This is a genomic window from Pseudonocardia abyssalis (assembly GCF_019263705.2).
In the GTDB taxonomy this organism is placed as follows: domain Bacteria; phylum Actinomycetota; class Actinomycetes; order Mycobacteriales; family Pseudonocardiaceae; genus Pseudonocardia; species Pseudonocardia abyssalis.
Window position 1 is genome coordinate 347,117 of record NZ_JADQDK010000001.1, and the last position, 19,718, is coordinate 366,834.

Consider the following 19,718-nt stretch of genomic DNA (forward strand, 5'->3'; position numbering starts at 1 on the left):
CCATCGCCCGGTGACACGTCGATCGGCGGCTGCCCGCACCCGCCGGGGTCCGTGCGGTGATCGGTCCGATCCGCACGCCACGGCCCCCACCAGGTCGCTGACGTGCGATTCGTGGCGATCACCATCGCCCGGCGACGCGACGGTCGGCCACCGCCCGCACCCGCCGGGGTCCGTGCGGTGATCGGTCCCAGCCGCACGCCACGGCCCCCGCGAGGTCGCCGACGCACCACCCACGGCGATCACCGCTGCGACCGGGCCGGGATCGCCGACCGGTGCAGCGCGGCGGGCCCCGACACGGCAGGGTGGTCCCCGACCGTCCCGCACCTGAAGGAGCGCCCCCGATGTCGACCCACCCCCGCGCCGGCACCCCCGCCCGAGCAGAGGACCTCGTCGACGTCGGAGCCCTGCTCGACGCCTACGCCGACCGCCGGCCCGACCCGGACAACCCGGCGGAGCGCGTGGCGTTCGGGACGTCAGGGCACCGTGGGTCCTCGCTGCTCACCACGTTCAACGACGACCACATCGCGGCCACCAGCCAGGCCATCTGCGAGTACCGCGCCGGGCAGGGGATCGACGGGCCGCTGTTCATCGGGCGCGACACCCACGCGCTCTCCGAGCCGGCGTGGATCACCGCGATCGAGGTGTTCGCGGCCAACGACGTGCACGTCCTCGCCGACGCCGACGACGGCTTCACCCCGACCCCGGCCGTCTCGCACGCGATCCTCACCCACAACCGCGGCCGGGTGAGCGGTCTGGCCGACGGCGTCGTCGTGACGCCCTCGCACAACCCGCCCGCCGACGGCGGCTTCAAGTACAACCCCACGCACGGCGGCCCGGCCGACTCCGACGCCACGAGGTGGATCGCCGACCGCGCCAACGCCCTGCTGGCCGCGAAGCTCGACGGCGTCCGCCGCACGGCGCTGGACCGCGGGAACCTGGGCCGCTACGACTACCTCGGCGCCTACGTCGAGGACCTGCCGCAGGTGGTCGACCTCGACGCGATCCGCGCCGCGGGCGTCCGCATCGGCGCCGACCCCCTCGGCGGGGCGAGCGTCGCGTACTGGGGGGCGATCGCGGAGCGTCACCGCCTCGACCTCACCGTGGTGAACCCGGACGTCGACCCGCAGTTCGGGTTCATGACCCTGGACTGGGACGGCAAGATCCGGATGGACTGCTCGTCGCCGTACGCGATGGCGTCGCTCGTCGCGAACCGCGACGCGTTCCAGATCTCCACCGGCAACGACGCCGACGCCGACCGCCACGGCATCGTCACCGCCGACGGCCTGATGAACCCCAACCACTTCCTCGCCGTCGCGATCGGTCACCTCTTCGCGAACCGCCCCGGCTGGCCCGCCGCCGCGGGGATCGGCAAGACCGCCGTCAGCTCCTCGATGATCGACCGGGTGGCCGCCGACCTGGGGCGTACGCTCGTCGAGACGCCCGTCGGGTTCAAGTGGTTCGTGCCCGGCCTGATCGACGCCTCGCTCGGCTTCGGCGGCGAGGAGAGTGCGGGCGCGTCGTTCCTGCGCCGCGACGGCGGTGTCTGGACCACCGACAAGGACGGCCTCATCCTCGCGCTGCTCGCCTCGGAGATCCTCGCCGTCACCGGGCAGACGCCCAGCGAGCGCTACCGCGAGCTCACCGAGCGCTTCGGCGCGCCCGAGTACGCGCGCATCGACGTCGCCACCACCCCGGAGGCGAAGGCGAGACTCGGGAAGCTCTCCGCGGAGGACGTGACGGCCACCGAGCTGGCCGGCGAGCCGATCACCGGCCGGCTCACCGAGGCCCCCGGCAACGGAGCGGCGCTCGGCGGGCTCAAGGTCGTCACCGAGGGTGGCTGGTTCGCCGCGCGTCCGTCGGGGACCGAGGACGTCTACAAGATCTACGCCGAGAGCTTCCGCGGCTCCGAGCACCTGGCGGCGATCCAGGGCGAGGCCCAGGAAGTGGTCGCCGCCGCACTAGGGTGACTCCCCGTGGAGGGGGAGATGTTCGGGCCGTACCGGCTCGACGGGCTGCTCGGACAGGGCGGGATGGGGCGGGTCTACCGCGCGTTCGACACCGACCAGGACCGGCCCGTCGCGCTGAAGGTGCTGCCCGCCGCCCTCTCGGCCGACCCGGAGTACCGGCAGCGGTTCCGCCGGGAGGCCAAGGTCGCCTCGCAGCTCACCGACCCGCACGTCGTCCCGATCCACCGCCACGGAGAGATCGACGGGCAGCTGTTCCTCGACATGCGCCTCGTCGACGGCGACGACCTGTCGAAGGTGCTGCGCCGCGACGGCCCGCTCGACGCCGAGTCCGCCGTGCGCGTCGTGGAGCAGGTGGCGAGCGCACTGGACGCGGCGCACGAGGCGGGTCTGGTGCACCGCGACGTCAAGCCCGCCAACGTGTTCCTCACCCGCGGCCGCCCCGGCGGGCCGCGCTTCGCCTACCTCGGCGACTTCGGGATCGCCCGCAGCGCGTCCTCGTCGACGCTGACGGCCACCGGCACGACGCTCGGCACGCTCGACTACATGGCCCCCGAGCGGTTCCTGGGCCGCGAGATCGACGCCCGGGCCGACGTCTACGCGCTCGCCTGCCTGCTGCACGAGGCGCTGACCGCCCGCAAGCCGTTCTCCGGCGACGAGCTGCCCGCACTGATGAACGCCCACCTCAACCTCGCGCCGCCCCGGCCGTCCGCGACGCGGCCGGTGCCCGGTGCCCTCGACGCGGTCGTCGCACGCGGAATGGCCAAGGACCCGGGGCAGCGCTACGCCACGGCGGGTGAGCTGGCCCAGTCGGCCCGTGCCGCCCTGTCGGGGCAGGTGCCGGCCGTGCGGCTGGACAAGTCCCCGCCCGCGCCGCCGACCGCGGGCGGCGCCGAACCCCTGCGCCTCGAGGTCCCGGACGGGGTGGGGCAGGTCGAGCGGTGGCTCGTCGCACCGGGGCAGCCCTACGTCGCGGGCACCGTCGTGATGGTCGTGCGGATGCCTGACGGGCGGAGCGGACCGGTCGCCGACCCGCAGGCCGGGCTGCTGGTCACGCCCGGTGTCGGCCCGGGCTCGGTGGTGCGCTCCGGCGACGCCCTCGGCTCGGTGCACCGGGTGGCGTACGCCGCGCCGGCCGGTCTCTCCCGTCCGCTGGACGCCCGGTCGTCGGGGCCCGGGAGCTCGGGGCCGGGGTCGTTCGGGCCGGGGTCGCCGGGTCGCCGTGCCCCGTCGACGCCCGTGATCGTCGGGATCGGCATCGGCGCGCTGCTGCACCTGCTGGTACTGGCCACGTTCGAACTCAACGGGATCCTCGTGATGATGTGGCTGTCCGGGATCGTGTTCGGCACGCTGGCCGTGGACAACCGGCGGAAGCCGTCGTGGGGCCCCGGGCAGCGGGTGGCCCTGGTCGTCGTCGCGGTCCCGGTCGTAGCGATCGGCGTGTTCCTCGCCCTGGTGATCGGCGCGCTGCCCACCGGATACTCCAGCGACGCGCCCGACAACGCCTCGGCCGGGATCGTCTTCACGGTGGTGGCGTTGGTGGTCTACGGGCTGTGGGCGGCGTCGCTGTGGTTCCGGCCGGCCCGATCAGGTGCCGGCTGAGGAACTCCACCTCCTGGGTGCACAGCACCTCGAACCCGGCGCCGACGTAGGCCTCGAAGTGCGTGAACGCGTGCCGGACGGTCTCGCCGCGCGGGGCCGCGGCCACCACCGCGAGAGCCGGGCCGGGCGGGGTCACGGTGTCGCCGTCGCACACCGCGACCAGCAGCGGGCACCCGATCTCCGACGCGCGGCGCCCCGGCCGGTCCAGCGGCACGCGCAGCGCGATCCGCGCGGCCACCTCGTTGCGCCACGCGACGCCCTCGGGCACGAGATGGCGGATCGCGCGCTCCGCGCCGGGCCCGGCGATCACCGCCCCGCTGCCGACCTCGCCCGCCACGGGTACCAGCAGCGGGTCGCGCCCGAGCCGGCCGCGCAGCTCGTCGCGCACGGCGGCCGCGACCAGCCGGGCGGTGTGCCGGACGCGGGCGGCGAGGGCGCCGGGCTCCCGTGGCCCGCGGCGCGCTCCTGCCCCGCGCAGCAGCGCCGGACCGTCGACGAAGGGCACCTGCGCCACGACGGCGGCGATCCGCGGATCGTCGGCCGCGACGGAGAGCACGTGCCCGCCGCTGAACGAGGTGCCCCACAGCGCGACGCGGTCGGGGTCCACCCCCTCGGTGGCCCGGACGTGCGCGACGGCGGCGCGCCAGTCGGCCCGCTGTGCGGCGATGTCGAGGACCTGGCGGTGCCGGCCGCCGGAGTCGCCGAAGCCGCGGTAGTCGAAGACCAGCGCGGCGAACCCGGCTGCGGTGAACCGCTGCGCCCAGGCGTCGAGACGGCAGTCGCGGGTCATCCCGAACCCGTGCGCGAGCACGACGCAGGGGACCGGCCCGTCGCCGTCGGGGCGGTACAGCCAGGCCGCGCAGGTGTCGCCGTCGATCGGGAATCCATGATCGATCCGCGGCATCCGGCCATCATGCACCCGCGCGGGTAGGCTCCACCGGGCGGTTCGGGGACGGAGGCACGGGGTGTCGGAGATGTTCGGTCCCTACCGGCTCGACGGCCTGCTCGGGCAGGGCGGGATGGGCCGGGTCTTCCGCGCCTTCGACACCGACCTGGCCCGCACGGTCGCCCTCAAGGTGCTCACCGTCGACCTCTCCGCGGATCCGGAGTACCGGCAGCGGTTCCGCCGCGAGGCGCTGGTGGCCGCGCAGCTCACCGACCCGCACGTCGTCCCGATCCACAAGCACGGTGAGATCGACGGGCAGCTGTTCCTCGACATGCGCTTCGTCGACGGCGACGACCTCGCGGCGGTCCTCTCCGGCTCCGGACCGCTCGACGTCGGGTCCGCCGTCGCGATGACCGGGCAGGTCGCGAGCGCACTGGACGCCGCGCACGAGGCGGGTCTGGTGCACCGCGACGTCAAGCCCGCCAACGTGTTCCTCACCCGCGACCGGCCCAGCACGCCCCGGTTCGCCTACCTCGGTGACTTCGGCATCGCCCGTCAGACCTCGGGCGGTTCGCTCACGGCCAGCGGCGCCACCGTCGGCACGCTCGACTACATGGCGCCCGAGCGGTTCAGCGGCCTGGAGGTCGACGGCCGGTCCGACGTCTACGCACTCGGCTGCCTGCTGTTCGAGTCGTTGACCGGACGCCGCCCGTTCCCCGACCTCGAGCCCGCCGCGCTGATGAACGCCCACGTGCACGACACCCCGCCGCGCCCGTCGGAGCACGGAGCCCCGGCCGGGCTCGACGCCGTGGTGGCGCGGGCGATGGCGAAGGACCCGGCCGAGCGGTACGCCACCGCGGGGGCGCTGGCCGCCGACGCCCGCGCGGCGCTGGACCCGGCACCCGTGCCGGACGCCGCGACGGTGCCCGTGGCGGCGGCCGCCGGACCGCCCCGGAACCCCGCCCCGCCCCCGGCCGGTCGGGCCGTGCACGACGGCGGACCGGACGGTCCGGCGCCGTACCACCCGATCCCGAACGGGCAGGCCGCCGGCCACCCGGTCCCGAGCGGTCCGGCCCCGAGCTTCCCGGCCCCGAGCATCCCGGCCCAGGACCGTTCGATGCGGAGCCGCCCTCTCCAGAGCCGTTCGATCCCCGACCCCGGCGCGCCGTGGCCGCAGCCGGCCCCGGAGCCCGTCGAGGAGACCCCACCACCCCGTCCCCGCCGCGCGGTACTGGCCGGGGCCCTCGTGCTCGGGGCGCTCGCGCACGTCCTGGTGCTGGAGAACGTCTCCTTCGAGACCGGCCTGCTGTTCTGGACGCTGAGCGGCACCCTCTTCGGCACGCTGACGGCCGGTGCGCTCCGTCCGCGCCGCTGGGGCTCCGGCCGCACCACGACCCTGCTCGTCCTCACCCTCCCGGTCGTCCTCGTGGCGGTGTTCCTGGTGGCGCTCGGGCTCGGCCTCGCGGAGTCGGGCACGGCGATCGTCGTCGCCACGCTCGGCGTCTACGGGCTGTGGGCGCTCACGTTCTGGCGGCGTCGGACCCGCCGGACGACCGGGCGCCCCTGACCCGGCGCGCCGGGTCAGGGATCAGGGTCGGCGCGCCCGCGCGTCGCACTCGACCCGCGGCTGGGTGCCGGTCGCCACCGGCCGGTGCGCGCGCCTGCTGCGCTCGCGGGCGGGGCTGCCGGTGCGGGCGAGTGCCCGCAGGGCCAGGTCCCGGTGCCGCGGCTCCTCCACCCGGTTCAGGAAGCGCATGAGCTCCTGCGCGGCGGCCCGCCCCGGCCGGGCGGTGACCCACGCGGCCAGCTCGGCGTCGGCCACCTCGGGGCGCGCACGGGCCATCCGGACGCAGACGTACTCGACGTCCTCGTCGGCCAGCTCGCCGACCAGCGGCACGTGCACCCCGGAGTCGACGAGCACCTCGTGCACCGCCCACAGCCCGATCGGCGTCAGCTCCACCCAGGTCGGGTCGGGGTCGTCGCGGCCGGCGAGCTCCGCGAGCTCCTCGTGGTCGTCGGTGTCGAGGCTCTCCGAGAGGTGTACGGCGCCGAGCAGCTCCAGTGCGTCGAGCAGGGCGGTGACGTCGCGGCGCCACAGCCGCTGCTCGACGTCACCGGCCAGGTCGTCGACGACGCACCCCATCCGCCGGTTGACGGTCTCGCGGACCGCCTTGTGGAAGCGCTCGACCGGGATCGGGTCACCGCCCGCCGCGTAGAGCTGGTGCAGCAGGATCGGCAGCGCCTCGCCCAGGCTCATCCCGAACAGCGACGGCGCGCCGAACACGTTGCTGCCGCCGAAGTGCTCACCGATCCGCCCGACGGCCTCGAAGGCGCGGCGCCACAGCTCGATCGGCCTGCTCAGCAGCGGGGCCGCGCTCTTGACCTGCACCAGCCGCCCGTTGACGACGCGCACCAGCCGGGCCTGCTTCGCCCACGTCAGCAGCAGCGTGATCTCGGGGAGGTCGTCGCTGGTGCGGGCGCGGGCGCGGGAGAAGTGGTCGAGGTCGAGCTGCTCGGCGACGGAGCGGGCGTCGCCGAGCAGCAGCCGCCCCTCGCGGGTGACCGCTCGCCCGGCCCGCACCCAGCGGGTGAACGCGCGCAGGCGGGACAGCGCGACCGAGGAGTCGGCCGCGGCGAGCAGCTGCGCCGCCCCGGGCAGCAGCACCGGCAGCAGCGGGGGCGGCGGGGTCTGCTCGGGGATCCGCTGGCGGCTGGTGATCTCCGCGAGCGCGGCCCGGTCGATCTCCAGCTCGCCGCGGTCGACCTGCTCCAGGAACCGGGTGACGGCCGACGCGTCCCCGGTCGGCACGTCGTGGCGCAGCATCTGCACGGCCCAGAAGGTGCCGAGGTCGTGGTTGCGCTCGTCGTCCAGGGCGTCGTGCAGGGCGGGGGTGGACCCGTCGACCTGCGCGTGCAGCTCCGCGGCCGGGGCGGAGCGCGAGTCGAGCCAGTCGTGCTCGGCGAGGAAACCGATCAGGGCGTGCAGGGCCACGGGGACGGCGTCGCGGTCGTCGTCGCGCAGCGCGACCGTGCGGGGGAACCAGACGGCGAGCGCATCGGCGACGTGGGCGCGGGTCCAGTGGCCGAGCCGGCCGTCGACGCCGTGCTTGTGGTCCAGTGCGGCCGCGACGAGGGCGGGTTCGACCTCGATGCTCCGGCGCCGCGCCCAGGCGACGATGTGCAGCCGCAGCCGGTCGCGGGCAGCGGCGTAGACCTCCACGTCCTCCGGGCCGAATACGAGTCGCACTCGACCCACCTTGGCACTGCCCCGTCGGGCCGATCGACGGGGGTGGGGTGACTCATCGGCGGAGCGGCGTGCGTGCCTCGTGGACCACGGCGGGCGGCAGGTTCCGCCAGACGACCGGCGTGGTGACGACCTGCGCGAAGTGCGTCCGGAGGTCGGCGAGCTGTCGCCGGGCGGGCGGGGCCCAGCGCGTCGCGGAGTAGGCGAACTGGGTGAACACACCCGTGGGGGCGAGCGCGTCGGCGATCACCCGGTGCAGTGATCCGTCGGCGTAGGCGACCCATGGCAGGCCGCTGACCACGGCGTCCACCCTCGAGATGCCCCGCTCGGCGAGCAGCGCGGGCAGCGTGCGGGCGTCGGCCAGGGCGACGTCGACGCCCGGGTGCCGCCGTGTGATCAACCTCGCCCAGCGCGGGTTGAGCTCGACGGCGACGTGCCGTGCGGGATCCCGTTCCCGGAGCGCGCGGGTGAACGCGCCGGTGCCCGGGCCGAGCTCGACCACCGTCGCGTCCGCGGGGACGGGGGCCACCATGGCCCTGGCCAGCGCCGACGAGCTGGGCGCCACCGCGGCGGTGTGCAGTGGGTCGCGGGCGAACTCGCGGAGGAACAGGGCGGTGTCGTTCAGGTACGCCACGGCGCGGACGGTAGGGGCCTTCCGTGAACGGCCGGGGGTGTCTAGCGTCTGCTGTGTCCACGATCACAGCAGGGGGAGATCCGTGCACCCACACCGCCTCGAGCAGCTCGTCGCCTCGGTCCCGTCCGGGATCTCCGACGACCAGCGCACCCGCCTCGACGCCCACGTCGAGACCGCCGACGGCTGCCGCGCCCGGATCGAACGCGTGCGCGGCGACCTGCGCCGGGCCCTCGACGGGGGAGAGGGGCACGCCCTGGACCTCGCGTGCGAGCTCGACGGCCTCGAACGCGTCCAGCAGCGCGTCGACGGCTGGGTGATCGCGCTGGTCGACGAACTCACCCGCTCCCGCCACTCCGCCCACTACGGCGACGGAGTCCCCGCCTGAGGTCCCGCACGACTCGTGGGCGGGCCCCCGTGCTGTGGTGGGATGGCCGTCGACGAAGCGGAGGTGGCGCGTGCGTGCAGTGCAGGTGGTGCGGCTGGAGGGTCCGGCGGCGGTGGAGGTGCGGGAGGTCCCGGAGCCGCAGCGCGGGGCCGACCAGATCCTGATCGACGTGCGCGCCGCGGGCGTCAACTTCCCCGACGTCCTGCAGAGCAAGGGGCTCTACCAGTACAAGCCCGACCCGCCGTTCACCCTGGGCTCGGAGATCGCCGGGGTCGTGCGCGAGGCGCCGGACGGGGCCTCCGTCCGGGCGGGCGACCGCGTGTCGGCGTTCACCACCATCGGCGCGTTCGCCGAGGTGGCGGCCGTGCACGCCGGTCACGTCTTCCCGCTCCCCGACGAGGTCACCTTCGCCGCGGGCGCGTGCCTGCCGATGAACTACCTCACCGCGCAGTTCGCCCTGCGCCGCCGTGGCCACCTCGAGGCCGGGCAGCGGGTGCTCGTGCAGGGCGCGGCGGGCGGCGTCGGCACCGCGTGCGTCCAGCTCGCGGCCGCGCTGGGTGCCGAGGTGGTCGCCGTCGTCTCGACGCCGGAGAAGGCCGAGGTCGCCCGCGCGGCCGGGGCGACGCACGCGGTGCTCGTCGAGGGCTTCCGCGACGCGGTCAAGGAGCTCGGCGGCGTCGACCTCGTCGTCGACCCGGTGGGCGGCGACCGCTTCACCGACTCCCTGCGCTGCCTGCGCCCCGAGGGCCGGCTGCTCGTCGTCGGCTTCACCGCGGGGGACATCCCCACGGTGAAGGTCAACCGGCTGCTGCTCAACAACGTCGACGTCGTCGGCGTCGGATGGGGTGCGTTCGCCCTCGGCCGTCCCGGCTACGTCGCGGAGCAGTGGGCCGACCTGGAGCCGCACCTGCGCTCCGGCGCGCTCGACCCGATCATCAGCGCGAGGTTCCCCCTGGACGAGGCGGACGCGGCGCTCGTCACGATCGACGAGCGCCGCGTCACCGGCAAGGTCGTGCTGGAGCTCTAGCTCTCCGCCTTGTCGGCGGGCAGCTTCTTCACCGACAGGTGGAAGGCGTCACCGTAGTTCTGGGTGCCGTAGTCCACCGCCTGCTCGACGGCCTCCTGGGAGCGGACGTCGCGCCGCATCAGGGGGTCGTTGCGCAGGTCCTTGGTGAGTGCGACGCACAGCGCCACCATCACGATCGCGAACGGCGCGGCCATGATGATCGTGATGTTCTGGATGCCCTGCAGTGCCTCGTTGCCCGGGCTCACGATCAACATGATGATCGCGATGCCGCCCATCACGATGCCCCAGAAGATCACCACCCAGCGGGCGGGCTCGATCGAGCCGCGCGAGGACAGCGTGCCCATGACGACGGACGCGGCGTCGGCCCCGGAGACGAAGAAGATCGCGATCAGCACCATCGCGAGGATGCTGAGGAAGCTGCCGCCCGGCATCGAGCCGAGGAGCCCGAACAGCTGGCCCTCGGTCGACTGCGACGCGAGGCCGAGGGTGCCGGTCGGGTCGACGGAGCGCTGCTGGTCGATCGCCGCCCCGCCGAAGATCGCGAACCAGACCAGGGACACGGCGCTCGGGATGAGGATGACGCCGGTGACGAACTGGCGGATCGAGCGCCCGCGGCTGATCCGGGCGATGAACATGCCGACGAACGGCGTCCAGGAGATCCACCACGCCCAGTAGAAGACGGTCCAGCCGGCCAGCCACTCGGCCGTCGGGTCGCCGCCGTTGGCCGCGGTGCGCGAGGCCATCTCGGAGAGGTTGCCGACGTAGTCGCCGATCGCGGTGGGCAGCAGGTTGAGGATCAGGATCGTCGGGCCGCCGACGAACACGACGACGGCGAGCACGCCCGCCAGCACCATGTTGATGTTGGACAGCCACTGGATGCCCTTCGCGACACCGGTGACGGCCGAGCAGACGAACGCGATCGTCAGCACCGCGATGATCCCCACGAGCAGCGGCTTGATCGCGTCGGGGACGGGGAAGCCGTTGATCTGCAGGCCCGCGCCGATCTGCAGGGCGCCCAGGCCGAGCGAGGCGGCCGAGCCGAACAGCGTCGCGAAGATCGCGAGGACGTCGATGGCCTTGCCCAGCGGGCCCTCGGTGCGCTTCTCGCCCAGCAGCGGCGCGAACGCCGAGCTGATCAGCTGGCGGCGGCCGCGGCGGAACGTGGAGTAGGCGATCGCGAGACCGACCACGGCGTAGATGGCCCACGGGTGCAGCGTCCAGTGGAACAGCGTGGTGGCCATGGCGATGTCGAGAGCCGCCGGGTCACCCGCGGCGACCGTGCCGGGCGGGGGAGAGGTGAAGTGCGACAGCGGCTCGCTCACCCCGTAGAACATGAGGCCGATGCCCATGCCCGCGCTGAACATCATCGCGATCCACGACACGGTCCGGAACTCCGGCCCCTCGTCGTCGCGGCCCAGCGGGATCTTGCCGAACCGGCTGAACGCCAGGTAGAGCGCGAACACCACGAACCCGCTCGCGGCCAGCACGAACGCCCAGCCGCCGGCGTTCATGATGCCGGTGAGGACGTTCGAGGCGACGGCGCTGAGCGTGTCGGTGGACGACGCGCCCCAGACGATGAACGCGATCACCAGCACGGCGGCGATGCCGAAGATCACGCGGTCGACGGGGTGGCGTTGGTCGGCGGCCGCGGTCGCCGGGGTGTCGGAGGGTGGCCCGTCCGAGACGGGCTCCTCGCTGTGCGGTGTCTCCTGAATGGTCATCGTCGTCGGCCCCGGTGGAACGGGGCCTCCCCCTCACAGCTCGTGTCCTGCGCCCGTCCGGAGTCTCCCGGACGGACCATTCGGTCGTTCACGACACGGTCCGCCCCGGTCACCGGAAGCGTCAACCGCAGGAGCAGGATCGCCGCGCGGTTGTCACATGCCGCTGATCCGCTCCAGCAGCGGTCCGAGCCGGTGCTCCACGAGCCGGCGCATCACCAGCGACGTGGTCGTGCGCTCCACCCCGTCGGTCGCCAGGAGCTGTCCGGCGATGCGGTAGAGGTCGTCGGCGTCGCGGGCGACGACCTGGCACAGCAGGTCGGCCTCGCCGGAGAGTCCCAGCACCTCGACGACCTCGGGGACCCGTTCCAGGGCGTCGGCCACCTCGGCCAGTCGTTGCTGCACCAGCTGCACCGAGACGAACGCGGTGAGCGGGTAGCCGAGCGCGGACGGGTCGATCCGCCGCTCGAAGGAACCGAGTACGCCGCGCGCCTCCAGCCCGGCCAGCCGCGCCTGCACGGTGTTGCGGGAGATCCCGAGCCGCTGCGCCAACGCGAGCACCGAGGCGCGGGGGGACTCGGTGAGGGCCTGCAGCAGGCGGGCGTCGGTGGCATCCATACCGGGCATTCTGCCCGGTATCGAGTCGGAAGCGAGCATTCTGCTCGGCGTGAACGGCCTGGGTTGTGCACACCTCGCCCCGGTGGTGCAGTGGACGGATGAGCGACGACGTCCTGCGCACCATCGAGCAGCGGGTCCTGTGGCTGGCCACCGCGATCGTGCACCACGCGAACCGGGTGCGGCCCAACCCGGGCGGGCTGAAGGTCGGCGGGCACCAGGCGTCGAGCGCGTCGATGGTGACGATCATGACCGCGCTGTGGTTCGAGCACCTGCGCCGCGAGGACCGGGTGTCGGTCAAGCCGCACGCCTCGCCGGTCCTGCACGCCATCAACCACCTGCTCGGCGAGCTGTCCGCGGAGAAGCTGGAGACGCTGCGCGAGTTCGGCGGCCTGCAGAGCTACCCGAGCCGGTCCAAGGACCCCGACCCCGTCGACTACTCCACGGGGTCCGTCGGCATCGGCGCGACCGCCCCGATCTGGGGCGCGATCGCCCGCCGCTACGTCCGCGCAGGCGAGGGCCGCCAGTACTCCCTGGTCGGCGACGCGGAGCTCGACGAGGGCGCCTGCTGGGAGGCCGTCCTCGACCCGATGGTCGGCGAGCTCGGCGAGGTCGTCTGGATCGTCGACCTGAACCGGCAGAGCCTCGACCGCGTCGTCCCCAACATCGGCGCCACCCGCCTGCAGGGCATGTTCGACGCCGCGGGCTGGCAGGTCCTCACCGTCAAGTACGGCGCCCTGCTCGACGAGCTGTTCACCCGCCCCGGCGGTGACGTGCTGCGCGCCCGGATCGACGAGATGCCCAACCCGGAGTACCAGCGACTGCTGCGCTGCACCCCCGCCCAGCTGCGCGAACGGCTCCCGGGTGAGGACGCGAAGCTCGCGGAGCTCGTCGCCGGCCTCGACGACCCCACGCTGCACGCCGCGATCCGCAACCTCGGCGGCCACGACCTCAGTGCGCTGCGCACCGCGTTCGCCGCGATCGACGACACCCGCCCCACCGTCGTGTTCGCCTACACCGTCAAGGGGCACGGCCTGGCGAGTGAGGGCCACCCGCAGAACCACTCCTCGCTGCTCACCCACGAGCAGTTCGCGGAGCTGGCCGCCTCGGTCGGCGCCGACGTCGACGCACCGTGGGCCCCGCTGCCCGCCGGTGCGGCCGCCGAGATGTGCGCGGAGGTGGGGGAGCGGCTGCGGCGCGAGCCCGTCACCGTCGCGGCGGTCCCACCGCTGCCCACCGACATCGGGCGCACCCCGTCCGGCACGGCCACCACGCAGGCCGCGCTCGGGCGTGCGCTGCTCGACCTCACCCGCGCCGCCCCGGAGGCGGCGAAGCAGGTCGTCACGCTGTGCCCGGACGTGTCGAGCTCGACGAACCTCGGCGGCTGGGTGAACAAGGTCGGCGTGTGGGCCGCGCGCGAACAGGTCGACTGGTTCGCCGACGACCCCGAGACGATCCTGCACTGGCGCGAGCGCCCCGACGGCCAGCACCTGGAGCTGGGCATCGCCGAGACCAACCTGGTCGGGCTGCTCGGTGAGCTGGGTGCCACGTGGAGCCGCTGGGGCACCCCGCTGCTGCCGATCGGGGTCCTCTACGACCCGTTCGTCGAGCGCGCGCTGGAGCCGTGGTCGTTCGGGATGTACGCCGGCGGGCAGTCGATCCTGGTCGGCACGCCGTCCGGGGTCGCGCTCGCACCGGAGGGCGGGGCGCACCAGTCGATCACCACGCCGTCGGTGGGCCTGGAGCAGCCGGACTGCACCAGCTACGAGCCCGCGTTCGCGATCGACGTCGAGTGGACGCTGCTGGCGTCGCTGGCCCGGCTCGGCCGCCCCGGCGGGCGCTCGGCGTACCTGCGGCTCTCCACGCGCCCGGTCGACCAGTCGCTCGCCGCGATGCCCTCCGACGCGGCCGCGCGGGAGCGCCGCCGCCGCCAGGTCGTCGCGGGGGCCTACCCGCTGCGCCGCGCCGCGTCCACACCCGCGGTCACGATCGCGGTGATGGGCGCGGTCGTGCCCGAGGCCCTCGCCGCGGCGGAGCGCCTCGAGTCGCAGGGCCACCCCTGCGACGTCGTCTGCGTGACGAGCCCCGGGCTCGTCTTCGATGCCGTGCAGGCGCGCGCGGGACGCGGTGACGCCGACACCTGGATCCTCGACGCGGCGTTCCCGGCCCGTCGCGCCGCACCGCTGGTGACGGTCCTGGACGGGCACCCGCACACGCTCGCGTTCCTGGCCGGGATCAACCGCGTCCCCGCCACGCACCTGGGCGTCTCCCGGTTCGGCCAGTCCGGTGACCTGGAGTCGGTGTTCCGCCACCACGGTCTCGACGCCGACAGCATCGTCGGCGCCGCGCTCGACGTCGTGGAGTGAGACGTCAGGGAGTGATCAAGGTCTGTCAATGGGGGCCATTCAGGCGAGTGAACTGAGCCGCTCAGTCGTAACAGGCTGCATGATCGCCTCGAATCCAGGTCGACACGTCGTCGCCGCCCCGTCACCTGGAGTCACCGCCATGCTCTCGACCCGAGCTCGCACCGGACTGATCACCACCGCTGTCGCCGCACTCCTGCTCGTACCGGCGACGGCGGCCCAGGCCGCCACCACGGTGGTCGTCACGCCGGAGGACCTGAAGGGCTGGTCGATCGCGCCGGCGCCGAACGACACGACCACGGCGTTCCAGGCCGGACCGTCGACCAGCGGCGCGGGAGCGGTGCGGTTCGGGCCGATCGCGGCGAGCCCGGCGGCGAGCAAGTTCATCATCCAGCGCGTGGCGACGTCGCCGACCGCGACGCTCGGGCTGGCCGTCGACTACTACATCGACCCGGCGGCGGGGAACAAGGCGCCGGAGCAGTACTACGTCAACGTCTACGTCGACAGCGCCCAGGACGCGACGCCGCCTGCGAGCTTCTACGAGTGCCGCTACGACTACGTGGCGACGGTCGGCGGGGACGGATGGCACACGCTCACCCTCGGACCGTCGACCACCGCGACAGCCGTCCAGACCCGCGAGGGCCTGACCTGCGGCGACTCCCTCGACGACCTGCCCGCCGGCGGCACCGCGTTCCTCCTCGCGCTCAACGCGGGCGACACCTCGGCCAACGACGCCGGCATCGCCGGGGGCTTCGACACCGTCCGCATCTCCTCGGCGGGCCTCACCACGACCTACGACTTCGAGCCCGTCCCGGTCACCGCGTGCGACACCGCACCCACCCCTGGCCGGACCGGCACCGCGGGTGCCGACGTCCTGCGGGGCACGGCGGGCGCCGACCGCGTCGACCTGCTCGCCGGCAACGACACCGCCGACCTCCTCGGCGGCAACGACTGCGTGCTGGGCGGCGCCGGTCGCGACGTCCTGCGCAGCGGTGACGGCGGCGACGAGGTGCTGGGCGGGGCCGACGCCGACACGATCGACACCGGTGCGGGAGCGGACGTCGTCGACCCCGGGGCGGGGCGCGACACCGTGTCGGCCGGCGCGGGCGACGACGAGGTGTCCGCCGTCGACGGTGAGGTCGACGTCGTCGACTGCGGCGGGGGTGTGGACACCGTGCGCGCCGACTCCGCCGACGTGCTCCGCAACTGCGAGACGCGTCTCTGACCGGGTCTCAGTCCATCGGGCCCAGGCGCAGCGCGGAGACGCGGTCCCCGTCGAACGTCGCGGTCGCCCGGCCGTAGGTGATCGGTCGGTCGTCACCGGCGGGGAGCCGCACCGTCCAGATGACGTCGTCGCCGGCGACCTGCTTGCGGTCGCTGTCGACCGTGATCGGGCCGTCGAACCAGCGGGCGACGTAGCCGCGCAGATCCGTGCCGGACCGGGGGAACGGGTAGCTGCTCATCAGCTCGGCGTCGTCGGTGAACATCGAGCCGACGGCGCCGAGGTCGCCGTCGCGCCACGCCTGCTCGAAGCGCAGCGCAGCGAGGAAGCGGTCGGCCCGCTCCTCGCCGTGCGCGATCAGGCGGCGCAGGAACCGCGGGCTGCGGTCGGTCTTGGACGCCGAGCCGAGCCACCGGGGCAGGACCGAGCGGGACAGCTCGATCACCCGCACCCGGACCTTCTTGTAGCCCGCGCCCGGTGACAGCATCCCGCTCTCCAGCAGCTGGTCGACGCGCTCGATCGAGTTCAGCTCCTGGTAGAGCGAGATGTTGCCGGCGAGCTCGTTGCGGCGGTCGCTGATGTCGAGCACCGTCCGGGGCTCGCGGCTCTCGCTCGGGTTGATCTGGATGACCCACAGCTCGTCCGGCGCGGCCTCGAGCAGGTCGGCGGTGGGCGGGTTCTGCGAGAACAGTCCGTCCCAGTAGACGCCGTCGCCGATGTGCACGGCCTTGAACAACTGGGGGATCGCGGCCGAGGCGAGCACCATGTCCGGGGTGATCCGCTCGCGCCGGTTGCAGAACGCACGGAACCTCCCGGACACGACGTCGACCGCCCCGAGGGCGAGCATCGGCTCGACGCCGTCGCGGTCGACGCTCAGCGCGTCGAAGTCGATGTGCTTGCGGAGCAGCCGCGTGAAGGTCCCGGACCCGTCGAGCCACCGCGGGACCAGGTACGGGCTGACCGACGGCAGCAGACCCACGCTCTGCCACAGGGCCGTCGACACCAGCGTCGCGTTGAGCAGCTTGTCCAGCGGCCACCGGGCGGAGTTGTCCTCCCAGAACGCGGTCAGGCGCGCGCCGGCCTCGTGACGTCGGCCCTCGCGCAGCGCCGCCCACGCCACCGTCGCGCAGATGGCCCCGCCGGAGGTGCCGCTGATCCCGACGACCTCCCGGCCGGCCAGCTCGGGGGAGCTCAGCAGGCGCGACAGCACACCGGCGGTGAACGCGGTGTGGCTGCCGCCGCCCTGGCAGGCGATGGCGACGCGGACGGGCGCTGGTGTCATGCGCCCGTCCTACTCGCCGCCACCGCGCCCGTACCTGGAGTGAGTCGCAGCTCGCAGGCGCGGGTCAGCCCGGGGTGATCGGCCCCGGGTCGCCCTTGCCGCCCTTCTCGTCGTCCTGGTCGGCGAGGAACTTCTCGACCTCGGCCGCCAGCTCGTCGGCGCTGGGCAGCTCACCGGACAGGCCCATCCCGCCGCGCTCGCCGCGCCCGGAGGACACGGTGTCGTACTGCCGCTCCAGCGCGGAGACGACCTGCGCGACCTCCTCCGAGCCCGCGACCTGCTCCGCGATCTCCGCCTCGGCGCGCTCGGCGGCGGCCGACAGCGACTCGGTGGGGAGGTAGAGCCCGGCGGCGAGCCCGACGTGGTCGAGCAGCACGCGTGCGGCCTGCGGGTACTCCGAGCGCGCGAGGTAGTGCGGCACGTGCACCGCGAACCCCATCGCGTCGTGCCCCGCCTCGCCGAGCCGGAACTCCATCAGCGCGACGGCGCTGCCGGGCACCTCGGCGGTGGCGAACCAGGCCTCGTGCCCCTCGGTCAGCTCCGGGCGGGTGCCGTGCACGGTGACCCCGATCGGGCGGGTGTGCGGCACGGCCATCGGGATCGCGGTGAGGTTGATCACCAATCGCACGCCGAGGCGCTGCACCAGCTGCTCGACCGCGGCGGAGAAGCGCTCCCACTGGGTGTCCGGCTCGGGACCCGACAGCAGCAGGAACTGCGTCTCCGCGGTGTCGGTGAGCGCGACGATGTCGAGCTCCGGGCCGTGGTAGGCCGCCCATCGGTCGGACTCGAAGCGCAGCGGGGGCCGCCGCGACCGGTAGTCGACGAGCTGGTCGACGTCGAACCTCACGATCGTCCTCGACGAGCTCCCGCTGGTCTCCAGTGCCTCCAGGGCCAGTCGTCCGGCGTTGCCGGCGTCGACGAAACCGTCCAGCGCCACGATCAGCACGGGCTCCTCGAGTGCCGGGGCGTCGTCCACGATCTCGTACAGCTCGGCCGGTTCCAGCACCGCGCACCTCCTGCTTTCCGACTGCGTCCCACCGGCTCAACGTGAACCTGCCCGCACAGCATCCCGTTCCGGGACCCGATCGCGCACCATGGGTACCGACATGGAAGCGATCTCCCCGGCATCGACGCCCGCCCCGACGCCCTCCCGCCGCATCTGGGTGGTGTGGGTGGTCGCGTTGTCCGCCTACCTCGTCGGCGTCATGCACCGCACCTCGTTCGGCGTCGCGGGGCTGGAGGCGGCCGACCGGTTCGGTGCCGCGCCCGCCGTGCTGTCCGGGTTCGTGGTGCTCCAGCTGCTGGTCTACGCGAGCCTGCAGATCCCCGTCGGGGTGCTGCTCGACCGGTTCGGGGCGAAGCGGCTCGTCGTCGTCGGGGCGCTGACGATGGCGGCCGGGCAGGTCGCTCTCGCGCTCGCGACGGGTCTGCCGCTGGCGATCTTCGCGCGGGTGCTCGTCGGTACCGGCGACGCGCTGACGTTCATCTCCGTGCTCGCCGTCGTCAACGCGTGGTTCCCGGTGCGCCGGGTCCCGCTGATGACGCAGTTGACGGGCCTGCTGGGTCAGCTCGGCCAGGTCCTCTCCGCGCTGCCGCTCGCCGCGCTGCTGTACGGGCCCGGGTGGTCGACGGCGTTCCTGTCCGCCGCGGGGCTCGGGGTGTTCGTCGCGATCGCGGTGCTGCTGGTCGTCCGCAACCGCCCGCCGGGGGCCGCCCCGCCGCCCCCGGCGCCGTCGCCGCGGGAGATCGTCGACGGGCTGAAGAAGTCCTGGCGCGAACCGGGCACGCGGCTCGGGCTCTGGACGCACATGGGCACCCAGTTCTCCGGCACGGTGTTCGCGCTGCTGTGGGGCGTGCCGTACCTCGTCGCCGGGCAGGGGTTCAGCTCCGGGCAGGCGAGCGCGCTGCTGACGCTGTTCGTGGGCGTCGGGATCGTCGCGGGGCCGCTGTTCGGCGAGTTCACCGCCCGCCACCCGCTACGTCGCTCGTGGCTGGTGCTCACCGTCATCGGGCTGACCGCGGCCACGTGGACGGTCGTCCTCCTCGTGCCGCCACCCGCCCCGCACTGGCTGCTGGTCGTGCTCGTCGTCGTCCTGGCCCTCGGCGGCCCGGGGTCGATGATCGGCTTCGACTACGCGCGCACGTTCAACCCCGGACACCGCCAGGGCACCGCGGTCGGCATCGTCAACATCGGCGGGTTCCTGGCGTCGCTGCTGGTCGCGCAGGCGGTCGGGGTGGTGCTGGGGCTCAGCGCGGGCGGGTACTCGCCGGAGGCGTTCCGGGCGGCGTGGACGGTGCAGTACGTCATCTGGGCGTTCGCGACGGTCGGGATCCTCGTCGCGCGGCGGCGGGCCCGGCGCAAGCTGGCCGCCGACGGGGTCGTGGTGCCTCCGCTGCGCGAGGTGCTGGCGCGCCGCCGCCACTGACCCGGCTGCCACTGACCCGGCTGCCACTGACCCGGCTGCCACTGACCCGGCTGCCACTGACCCGGCTGCGCCGGCCCGCAGCCGCCGGTGGCCGGTGGCCGGTGGCCGGTGGTGATCGTCGTGCGTGACGCGCCGTCCGGGCGGCGGATGCGGTGGGTCCGGCCGGTGAGCGCCTGCTTCCGGACCATGATCGACGTTCCGGAACCGGGTGCGGGCTCTGGCCCGCTGCCCGTGCCGGAACGCCGATCATGGAGCGCAGCGCGGTGACCTGCTCGCCACCACCGCGGTCGGCCCGGTGGGGTACGGGGGTGATCGACGTTTCGGTACGGGGTGCGGGGCCCGACCCGCTG

Annotated in this window: 15 protein-coding genes; 8 read left to right on the top strand and 7 right to left on the bottom strand. The window is 74.0% G+C overall.

Annotated features, from left to right (window positions below):
* Positions 1-341 precede the first annotated feature (341 nt).
* Positions 342-1,967, top strand: coding sequence for a phosphoglucomutase (alpha-D-glucose-1,6-bisphosphate-dependent) (gene pgm, locus I4I81_RS01670; RefSeq protein ID WP_218615751.1), 1,626 nt, complete (start codon positions 342-344; stop codon positions 1,965-1,967).
* 6 nt (positions 1,968-1,973) lie between these two features.
* Complete coding sequence (locus I4I81_RS01675) at positions 1,974-3,566, top strand: serine/threonine-protein kinase (protein WP_226363685.1); 1,593 nt, start codon at positions 1,974-1,976, stop codon at positions 3,564-3,566.
* Here I4I81_RS01675 and I4I81_RS01680 read toward each other — a convergent pair.
* On the bottom strand, positions 3,487-4,470 hold the full coding sequence (locus I4I81_RS01680) for an alpha/beta fold hydrolase (protein ID WP_218606271.1): 984 nt from the start codon (positions 4,468-4,470) through the stop codon (positions 3,487-3,489). The two genes, I4I81_RS01675 and I4I81_RS01680, sit on opposite strands and share 80 nt — an antisense overlap.
* A 70-nt stretch (positions 4,471-4,540) precedes the next feature.
* Between I4I81_RS01680 and I4I81_RS01685 the strand changes: the two genes are divergently transcribed.
* Positions 4,541-6,019 carry a serine/threonine-protein kinase gene (locus I4I81_RS01685; protein WP_218615752.1) on the top strand — a complete coding sequence of 493 codons (1,479 nt, stop codon included), beginning with the start codon at positions 4,541-4,543 and terminating at the stop codon, positions 6,017-6,019.
* A 21-nt stretch (positions 6,020-6,040) separates the two neighbouring features.
* Here I4I81_RS01685 and I4I81_RS01690 read toward each other — a convergent pair whose 3' ends face one another.
* Together I4I81_RS01690 and I4I81_RS01695 are read right to left on the bottom strand one after the other, a co-directional pair.
* Positions 6,041-7,699: a hypothetical protein gene (locus tag I4I81_RS01690; protein ID WP_218601615.1), complete on the bottom strand. Its 1,659-nt coding sequence runs from the start codon at positions 7,697-7,699 to the stop codon at positions 6,041-6,043.
* A 52-nt stretch (positions 7,700-7,751) separates the two neighbouring features.
* Positions 7,752-8,330, bottom strand: a complete 579-nt coding sequence (locus I4I81_RS01695) for a class I SAM-dependent methyltransferase (RefSeq protein WP_226363686.1) — start codon at positions 8,328-8,330, stop codon at positions 7,752-7,754.
* 82 nt (positions 8,331-8,412) lie between these two features.
* Here I4I81_RS01695 and I4I81_RS01700 point away from each other — a divergent pair, with 82 nt between their 5' ends.
* Together I4I81_RS01700 and I4I81_RS01705 are read left to right on the top strand one after the other, a co-directional pair.
* The gene (locus I4I81_RS01700) at positions 8,413-8,715 is read left to right on the top strand and encodes a hypothetical protein (RefSeq protein WP_218601614.1); all 303 of its coding nucleotides are present in this window, start codon (positions 8,413-8,415) and stop codon (positions 8,713-8,715) included.
* Positions 8,716-8,785: 70 nt separating this feature from the next.
* A complete protein-coding gene (locus tag I4I81_RS01705; protein ID WP_218601613.1) occupies positions 8,786-9,742 on the top strand; it encodes an NADPH:quinone oxidoreductase family protein in 957 nt (318 codons plus the stop codon).
* Here the strand turns inward: I4I81_RS01705 and I4I81_RS01710 are convergent.
* Positions 9,739-11,463, bottom strand: coding sequence for a BCCT family transporter (locus tag I4I81_RS01710; RefSeq protein ID WP_218601612.1), 1,725 nt, complete (start codon positions 11,461-11,463; stop codon positions 9,739-9,741). The two genes, I4I81_RS01705 and I4I81_RS01710, sit on opposite strands and share 4 nt — an antisense overlap.
* Before the next feature lie 153 nt (positions 11,464-11,616).
* Positions 11,617-12,078, bottom strand: a complete 462-nt coding sequence (locus I4I81_RS01715; RefSeq protein ID WP_372453532.1) for an Lrp/AsnC family transcriptional regulator — start codon at positions 12,076-12,078, stop codon at positions 11,617-11,619.
* A 98-nt stretch (positions 12,079-12,176) separates the two neighbouring features.
* Between I4I81_RS01715 and I4I81_RS01720 the strand changes: the two genes are divergently transcribed.
* Both I4I81_RS01720 and I4I81_RS01725 read left to right on the top strand, forming a co-directional pair.
* A complete protein-coding gene (locus tag I4I81_RS01720; RefSeq protein ID WP_218601610.1) occupies positions 12,177-14,441 on the top strand; it encodes a thiamine pyrophosphate-binding protein in 2,265 nt (754 codons plus the stop codon).
* Between the two features lie 139 nt (positions 14,442-14,580).
* Entirely contained in the window at positions 14,581-15,663 is a 1,083-nt protein-coding gene (locus I4I81_RS01725) for a calcium-binding protein (protein ID WP_218601609.1), read from the top strand.
* A gap of 7 nt (positions 15,664-15,670) precedes the next feature.
* On the opposite strand, the gene I4I81_RS01730 is transcribed toward I4I81_RS01725, so the two are convergent.
* The gene (locus tag I4I81_RS01730) at positions 15,671-16,942 is read right to left on the bottom strand and encodes a patatin-like phospholipase family protein (RefSeq protein ID WP_218601608.1); all 1,272 of its coding nucleotides are present in this window, start codon (positions 16,940-16,942) and stop codon (positions 15,671-15,673) included.
* Positions 16,943-17,006: 64 nt separating this feature from the next.
* Positions 17,007-17,948, bottom strand: a complete 942-nt coding sequence (locus I4I81_RS01735) for a proteasome assembly chaperone family protein (protein WP_218601607.1) — start codon at positions 17,946-17,948, stop codon at positions 17,007-17,009.
* Positions 17,949-18,048: 100 nt separating this feature from the next.
* On the opposite strand from I4I81_RS01735, the gene I4I81_RS01740 reads away from it, so the two are divergent.
* Entirely contained in the window at positions 18,049-19,368 is a 1,320-nt protein-coding gene (locus tag I4I81_RS01740) for an MFS transporter (protein WP_218601606.1), read from the top strand.
* The last annotated feature ends 350 nt before the right edge of the window (positions 19,369-19,718 follow it).